This window comes from Sphingomonas caeni (genome assembly GCF_026013415.1).
In the GTDB taxonomy this organism is placed as follows: Bacteria; Pseudomonadota; Alphaproteobacteria; order Sphingomonadales; family Sphingomonadaceae; genus Sphingomonas; species Sphingomonas caeni.
Window position 1 is genome coordinate 1 of the sequence record NZ_JAPDOK010000018.1, and the last position, 8,086, is coordinate 8,086.

Here is an 8,086-nt window from a genome sequence, read left to right on the forward strand (position 1 = left end):
TCCTCCGCCTCAACCAGCGGAACCCTATGAATCACGCATCCTCCCTCTTGGGAATCCTGAATGTCGATTGGCCCTAGTCTACCCCGCGAAGGGATATCGCCCACGGAATAGACAAGAGCGTCTACTTCCTTTTCCCTCCCAGGCCGGAAGTCAGCACATTCAAGACTTGCAGTTCTAGCCCCCGAGATTGCAGGCCGCTCTCGCCAATAGAAACGCGTGGGGTCCCGAGGTTTATTCAGCCCCGCCAGAATCGAGCCGTCGAAGGACTTGCGACGCGGCGGCTCCGGCGGCTTCGGCAAAACGATTGGACCCAAATGCGATTCTACGTCCTGTCGATCCGCAAGAAGCTCAATTTGCCCCTCTGCATATATATTGAGCGTGAGATTTTTTGCTGACACGTTTCCGGCATTATTGACGGTGCTGGGGACCTTCTGCGCCAAAGCGTGACGCGCTACGCTCTCGTGAAGCGTCGTAAAGTATACGTGCATTTTCGATACGAACTGATCGTACTCATCGTGATAGGCGTCCACGCCTGTCTGCCCGATCGCGAAGGGGTCTCTAAGGACTGAATAGCGATTAGTGCTGACGCGGATATCTGCCCGGGGAAAATGCTCCAGCGTTAGAGCTGCTAGTTTACCCACAACCGGGACGCCAAGATATGGGACGACGGTAGCTCTCAGCGTGAGGGGGTCGTCCAGTGGCATGACAATATTCAGGCGAGGCCGAGCGTTGTGAGCCGCTTCCAACTCACGGGTGAGCTGGCCGATTTTGCGCTGATCGTCGGTCTGTTCGGCGGGCAATAGCCAGTCGTCGAGTGGGCATTCCGCACGGACGCCGGCGATCCTCGCTCGAATGCGCGGGCCAGTATCATGGGATAAAACAATGCCATGTACCTCCGTTGCCGCAGCGGCAACAAGATAGTCGTCTGGGTTGGCTGGATCCAAATCCGGAAAGTCCAGCCAGATGGGCCTCCCACGCCATATTGCCAGATCGACCTTTGGCTTATCTGCACCTACCGACAGAGTCATATCGGGTGCGGCAGCGGCCTCTTCGATCAGGCTGAGCGATTTGCGAGCACGATTACGTCGCCGCTGATTGGTCGACGTCTTGTGCTTGTCCAACTCCGCGATCACCACGTTGCAGACAAAAAGCTTGATGCTGTCAGCCTGCGGAAAGAGTTCGCGCCACGCGACTTGGTTGAAGTCTTTCATTTGAAGAAAGCTATTCGTGTCAACGAACAGCGAGATAGTCGCATCAACCATGCAACCAATGTGGCGGCCGGCACGATTCTCGACAAGTGGCCTTTAATCCCCCCCAAAACAGCGACGGCGCGGCCCGCGGTTCAAGGGCTGTCCGACCCCCTCCCCGCTTGCCGCGCCGCCTGCGTTCCTGGCCGGAAACGCAGTCTCTCGAGCGCCTAGAACCGCAAGCGCGCGCCGATCCGGTAGATCGGGCCCGAGCTCGCATATTGGGTCACCGCTTCCTGACCCGCATAGGCATAGCGGTCGCTGGTCTGGTTGGTGAGGTTGAGCCCTTCCGCGGTGACCGAGAACCAGTCGGTGAACGAATAGCTCATCGATGCGTCCACATTGGTCGTACCGCGGCTATAGACGAAGTCGTTGATCAGCGGGCCGTTGCACTCGGTGCCGGCGGTCGCCGGGTTGGTGGGGACCGGCGGCTGGAGACCCGGGCTGCACGCGCCCGCCGCGATCGGATAGGTGGTCGAATAGCCCTTGCGGTTCGCGACCGAGACGCGGGCGCGGAAGCGCTTGGTCTCGAAATAGAGCGTGGCGTTGAGCGACTGGGGCGAAACGCCCAGGAACGCGCCCTTGCCCAGGATCTGCGGGCTGGTCTGCACGCCCTGGGCGTTCTGCGCGCCCGGATCGAGGATGTAGTTCAGCTCGGACTCGATATAGGTGTAGTTCACCTGCGCGCCGAAATATTTGAAGATCCAGGGCAGGAAGGTGAAGTCCGCCTGCGCGCTGACCTCGATGCCCCGCAGCCACCCGCCCGGCGCATCGCGGAACTGGCGCGCGGTGAAGGTGTAGCCGCCGTCGATATAGGCGAGCTGGTTATTGTTGGTGAACTGTGCGCGGATCGCGGTGATCGTATCGGCATCCGCGAACTGCGACAGCGGCGCGGTGAAGAGGATCGTCTGCGGGAAGCTGTCGATCTTCTTGTAGAAGCCCGCCACCGAGATCAGGCCGCCCGGCGCGAAATACCATTCGAGGCTCGCGTCGAAATTGGTCGAGCGGAACGGATTGAGCTGCGGGTTGCCGACCGTGAGCGTCGCGCCCGTGGTCGAGCCGTCGTTCGGCACCGTGATCGCGGTGATCGACGGCGAGAGGTTGCCCAGCAGCGGACGCGCCATCACCTTCGAGACCGCGAAGCGCACCAGCACGTCGTCGATCGGCTCGTAGACGAGGTTCATCGAGGGCAGGAAGTCGGTATAGGTGTTGCGGCCCACGATCGCGCGGCCCGCCTGGCTGGTGCCGTTCGAGGTCACGTCGGTCACCGCGACGCGCATGCCCGCATTGCCGCGGAACGGACGGCCGAGGAAGGTGGTGTTCCAGTCGATCTGGAAATAGCCGCCCTCATCGACCTCGGAGACCCCGAAATTCTCGCGGCCGCCGTTGCGCTTGCCGGTCAGGCGCCAGTCGCCCCATTTGTTGATGCAGTTGCAGTCGAAGTCGAACAGCGTCTTGAACGCGGCGATGCTCGGCACGATGAAGCTGGTCATCGTTCCGGCGGGCACGTTCAGGCCCTGGCCGAAGCTGATCGTCCGCGCCACGCTGGCGGTCGAAACGCCCGCTTCCCTGAGCGTCGGGTTGAGCAGGTCGTTGTTGCGCTCGAGCAGCGAGGTCTCGAACGTATATTTGCGGTAGTTGAGGCCGAAGGCGAAGTTCACCTCGTCGGTGAACTGCCAGTCGAAATCGACCTTGCCCTGGGCATAGGTGTTTTCGACATGGCGCTGATAGTGGCGGATCGCCGAGAAGCCCTTGACGGTTTCCCAATTGGCGGGGTTCGACGCGTCGAAGCCGAAGTCGATCTTCGGCATCGAGCCGTGGCCGCGCTCGTCATAGACGAACAGCCCTTGCGAATCCATGCGGTTGAACTCGACGAGCAGCCCCTGCGTATCGTTCACCGAGGTCGAATAGCCGCCGATGATCTGCATCTTGAAGCGGTCGGTGAAGCTGTGCTCGAAATTGGCCGAGCCCTGCTTGAACACCGTGGTGTAGTTCGCATGGTCCGCCGCCGAACGGAAATCGACGTTGCGCATCACCAGATAGTCGGCAAGCCCGTTCGTGACGTGCGCTTCCATCAGCTCGACTGCCGGACGCCCGATCAGCGCGCCGCGGAAGGCGAGCCGGTTGCTGGTCGGGATGTAACCGACCGAATTCGGGTTGTTGTAATAATCGTACGGATCGAGGTTGTTCGGATTGGTGCTGAAGATGTTGGCGTTGGCCGGCGTCGTGCCGCCCGGGGTCACCGCCGCATTGCCCAGGATCGCCGCCACCGTGTTGTTGTTCGCATCCTTGGCGGTCGTGAAGGCCGGGGTCGTGCCGTAGAGGCTCGTGCCGCAATCCTGCTCCGGCGCCAGCGCCGAGGGGCCCGCGGGCACGCACAGGCCGGGATAGAGCGCACGCGCGTTCACCGGGGTGATGGTGTTGGTCGCGGTGTTGTAGGTCGCGTTGGTATTGTTGCGGTTGAGGCCCACCGACGAGACCTGGTTGTAGGTCGATTCATTGTGGAAGCGCGAATAGGCGCCGTCGATGCTCAGCCGCGTGTTCGGCCCGATCTGCCACTGATACGAGGCGGTGACGCCGATGCGCTCATTCTGCACGTCCTGCTGCTCGACCGAGGCGAGCGCGGGGATGCGCACCAGCGAATCGTCGAAGCGGCCCGGCGTGTTGAACGGCGCGCCCGGATAGAGCGCGGCATAGGCGGCGGGATCCGAGCCCGTAAGCTGCGCGATCGCCTCGGGATTGGTCACCGCCGAGCCGAAGGTCGTCCCCGTCGGCGCGGCGAAGCCGGCGCGCTGGGGGTTCTCGTTGCCCGCCCATTGCGTGCCGCGATAGAGATAGTCGGCCGAACCCGGCGCGCGGCGATACTGGTCGAGCTCGTTCTGGCTCTTGCTGTACGCGCCCGAGATGAGCAGGCCCATCGAATCGCCGAAGAAGCGCGTCGAGACCAGCCCGGCGATGCGCGGCGACCACTTCCCGCTATTTTCCTGATAGCTGCCCTCGGTCGAAAGCCCGAGCGCGAAGCCCTTGTAATCGAACGGGCGGCCGGTCTGCAGATCGATCGTCGCGCCCAGCGAGCCTTCGTCGGTCTCGGCCGACGGGGTCTTCTGAACCTTCAGGGAGCTGAACAGCTCCGACGCGAAGGTGTTGTAGTCGAACGAGCGGCTGCGGTTCGGGCTGGTGCCCGCGTCGTTCGCGCCCGCGGTCGACAGCGCCTCGAGCCCGTTCAGGCGCGTGCGGTTGAAGTCGCCGCCCAGGCCGCGAACCGTGATGCCGCGGCCTTCGCCGTTATCGCGGTCGATCGACACGCCCGGCAGGCGCTGGAGCGACTCCGCCAGGTTCGCATCGGGGAAGTCGCCGATATCTTCGGCGGTGATCGCATCGACCTGGACGTCCGAGTTGCGCTTCTGGTTGATCGAGTTGCGCAGCGACCCGCGATAGCCGCGAACGACGATGGCATCGCCCCCGGTGTCATCCTGCGCGCCGGCGCCGTCCTGATCCTGCAAGACCGCGCTGGGGCCGATCGGCACCGTGTCGGTCTGCGCATAGGCCGGCGCGGCCATCGCCAGCGCAATCCCCAGCGCCCCCAGTGCCGTCGTCCCCCGCAATCCGATCATGGCGCTCAGCGCCAAACTCTTGCCACCCATCGATAAACCTCCCCAGCCCAAATACCGAACGCCAGGCGCACCGGATCGCCTGCGCCTGGGGATTTCGCCGGATCGGGATTTGCGACGGTGCGACGGTGCAGCGCTTTCCCTGCGCATGCGATCCCGTGCGATGTCGCGATTCGCCTCTCCCACGCCCCTTCGCGGATCTTGAACGTCCGCTCTGGCGCAAGCGCTTCGTCACGCTTGGTTGAGGCCATACTTTCGATTGCGCCGGGTTATGTCAACCGGTGTCATAACCCGATGTCGGTGAATTGGCCCAAGCTGGGGCAAATTTGCAACAATGAAAGAGGTTTTCGTCTATGCGCTCAAGGCTCGCGCGCGGGGGCGACCGAGGCGCGATGGATCAGCGTCGAGGGGAAGAGCGAGGGCTCTTCCGCCGCCAGATTATCCCCGAAGAAATCGGCCAGCAGCTTGAGCGCGGCGGACCGCGCCATCGAGATGATCGGCCAGTGCACCGTCGTCATCGGTGGCCAGATATGGCTGGCGATGGTGGTGTCGTCGAAGCCGATGATCGACAGGTCGCCGGGCACCTCGATCCCGCGCTTGTGCGCCGCGTGGAGCACGCCCGCCGCCATTTCGTCGTTCGAGGCGAAGATCGCGGTCGGCCGCGGCGACAGGTCGAGCAGCCGGTCGGCCGCCGCGAGGCCCGTCTCGAACGTGTAGTTCCCCTCGGCGATCAGGCTGCGCGGCAGACGGATTCCCGCGGCCTCCAGCGCTTCCTCGAACCCCTTGCGCCGCTCGCGCGCCGAGCGGAAGCCGTGCGGCCCGGCGACCAGCCCGATCCGCTTATGCCCCAATGAAATCAAATGGTTGACGGCCTCGGTCACGACTTCGCGGTCGTTCGAGGCGACCATGTGCTCGGGCTTGTCGAGCGCCACCGACCCCATCCGCACATAGCGGCAGCCGACATCGCGGCAGAGCTCGGCGAGCAGCTCATTCTCCGAAACCGGGGGCAGGATCAGCACCCCGTACAGCCGCTGCCGTTCGAGGAAGTTGCGGACATCGGCGAGCATCGTCGAGGAGCCGCGGTCGATCGGGCGGACGATCAGCTCGAACTCGGTGTCGCGGATCGCCTCCAGGATGCCCGCCTGGACGTGCATCACCGTCTGCGCGTTGGGATTGTCGTGGAGCAGCCCGATCAGGAAGTTGCGCCTCAGCGCCAGCGCGCGCGCCTGGACGTTGGGGACATAGCCGATATCGGCGATGACCTTCTCGACCTTGGCCCGCGTGTCCGCGTTGAGCAAAGGGGATCGGTTGATCACCCGGCTCACGGTTTTCTTGGAAACGCCCGCCAGCCGCGCGACGTCGTTGATCGTGTTCTTGCCTTCGCTCCGCATGGGGACATGCCTACAGGACAGAGGTGGACAAAGCCATACTGTCCCCTGGACAATGATTTGCAGGCCGGAATCCGGCGAAGCCGGCTTCATCCGTCTCTTTCGTCGCGGCCGTTGCGCCGCCGCGTGAACCCTTCCTCTTCCTCCGCGTCTCCGCGTCTCCGCGCGAATCTCTCTCTTCTTTTGTTCACGCAGCGACGCCTTGATCGCGACGAAGAAGAAGGAAGAGGTTCGCGCGGAGACGCGGAGGCGCGGAGGAAGAAAGGTTGAGTTCCGGCTTCGCCGGAGCGGCGGGAAGCCCCGACCCACCCCCCTAAACCCATTCCGCCCTAGACCCCGGCGGTAACCGGTGGCACAAACCCGGCATAATCGGAGAGGCCCTCAATGCGATTCCTGCTCACCCTGCTGCTGGCGCCCATGCTCTTTGGCGCCTGCGCTACCCCCGCCGCCGCGCAAACCGCCCCGACAGCCCCGAAGCTCGCCTTCCCCGGCGCCGTCGGCCCCGCGGCGACCACCCCCGGCGGCCGCGGCGGGCGGATCATCCGCGTGACTTCGCTCGACGCCGCCGGCCCCGGGACCCTCCGCGAGGCGATCGACGCCAAGGGCCCGCGCATCGTGGTGTTCGAGGTCGCAGGCGTAATCGATCTCCACCGCTCGGTGCTCACGATCCGCGAACCCTATCTCACTATCGCGGGCCAGACCGCGCCCTCCCCCGGCATCACGATCATCAAAGGCGGGATCGATCTCGCCACCCACGACGTGATCATCCGCCATATCCGCGTCCGCACCGGCGCCGATGGCCAGGCCAAGCGCAGCGGCTGGGAGGCCGACGCCTTCTCCACAGTCGCCGCGCACGACGTGATCCTCGATCACAACACATTCACCTGGGCGATCGACGAGAACATGTCGGCCTCGGGCCCGCGCTTCGACGGCGGCGACACGCCCGAGGCGTGGCGCAAGCATACCAGCTACAACATCACCTTCTCGAACAACCTCGCCGCCGAGGGCCTCGCCGATTCGAGCCATCCCAAGGGCGAGCACAGCAAGGGCTCGCTGATCCACGACAACACCACCGGCATCGTTTTCTACCGCAACATCTGGGCGCACAATGTCGAGCGCCACCCGCTGGTGAAGGGCGGCGCGCAGGTGCTGATGGTCAACAACCTGATCTACAATCCCGGCCACCGCGCGGTGCAGTATAACCTCATGGCGCTCGAATGGGCCGGCCACCCCTATGTCACCGGCGAGATCACCGCGATCGGCAACGTGCTGCGCGGCGGCAACGACACCGACGAGGGGCTGCCCTTCCTGATGCTCGGCGGCGCCGGCGACCTCGCATACTATGGCAAGGACAACCGCGCTGTCGACCGCCACGGCAATCGCCTCCCGATGTTCGGCCGCTACGGCGAGACCCGCGCCCGGCTGATCGAGCGCAACAAGCCGATGATGGACACGAGCGGCATGACCATCCTCCCCGTCGACGATGTCGAGACCAGCGTCCTCGCCACCGCCGGCGCCCGCCCCTGGGACCGCGACGCCGACGATATCCGCGTGCTGTTCTTCGTCGCCGAAGGCCGGGGCTTCATCATCGACGACGAGACCGAAGTCAGCGCCTATCCCGATTTCAAACCGACGCGCGCCAGGTTCGTCGAGGAGGATTGGGATCTCGGCACGATGGAGCCCAAATCGGGCCGCTATCCGGGGCAGACCGCCGGCGCGCAGGAACACCTCACCACCCGCGACCAGCAGATGCGGACGGGGAACTAGGGCCAATCGACATTCAGGATTCCCAAGAGGGAGGATGCGTGATTCATAGGGTTCCGCTGGTTGAGGCGGAGGA

The 8,086-nt window shown here is 64.2% G+C and carries 4 protein-coding genes; 1 reads left to right on the forward strand and 3 read right to left on the reverse strand.

Features of this window, described 5'->3' with window-relative positions; genetic code table 11:
- The 3 genes from OF829_RS20480 to OF829_RS20490 all read right to left on the reverse strand — a co-directional run.
- Positions 1-1,262, reverse strand: a 1,262-nt coding sequence (locus tag OF829_RS20480) for a PIN domain-containing protein (RefSeq protein WP_264942069.1), incomplete at its 3' end; no start/stop codon positions are given.
- A 155-nt stretch (positions 1,263-1,417) separates the two neighbouring features.
- Positions 1,418-4,861: a TonB-dependent receptor domain-containing protein gene (locus OF829_RS20485; RefSeq protein WP_264942070.1), complete on the reverse strand. Its 3,444-nt coding sequence runs from the start codon at positions 4,859-4,861 to the stop codon at positions 1,418-1,420.
- Positions 4,862-5,217: 356 nt separating this feature from the next.
- Positions 5,218-6,249, reverse strand: a complete 1,032-nt coding sequence (locus tag OF829_RS20490) for a LacI family DNA-binding transcriptional regulator (protein WP_264942071.1) — start codon at positions 6,247-6,249, stop codon at positions 5,218-5,220.
- 414 nt (positions 6,250-6,663) lie between these two features.
- Between OF829_RS20490 and OF829_RS20495 the strand changes: the two genes are divergently transcribed.
- Complete coding sequence (locus OF829_RS20495) at positions 6,664-8,013, forward strand: pectate lyase family protein (RefSeq protein WP_406701455.1); 1,350 nt, start codon at positions 6,664-6,666, stop codon at positions 8,011-8,013.
- Positions 8,014-8,086: the final 73 nt, after the last annotated feature.

What these genes read in the sequence shown, in the direction of transcription:
- OF829_RS20485 (WP_264942070.1), bottom strand. Translation starts at nt 4,861, where the DNA reads ATGATCGGATTGCGGGGGACGACGGCACTGGGGGCGCTGGGGATTGCG.
- OF829_RS20490 (WP_264942071.1), bottom strand. Translation starts at nt 6,249, where the DNA reads ATGCGGAGCGAAGGCAAGAACACGATCAACGACGTCGCGCGGCTGGCG.
- OF829_RS20495 (WP_406701455.1), top strand. Translation starts at nt 6,664, where the DNA reads ATGCTCTTTGGCGCCTGCGCTACCCCCGCCGCCGCGCAAACCGCCCCG.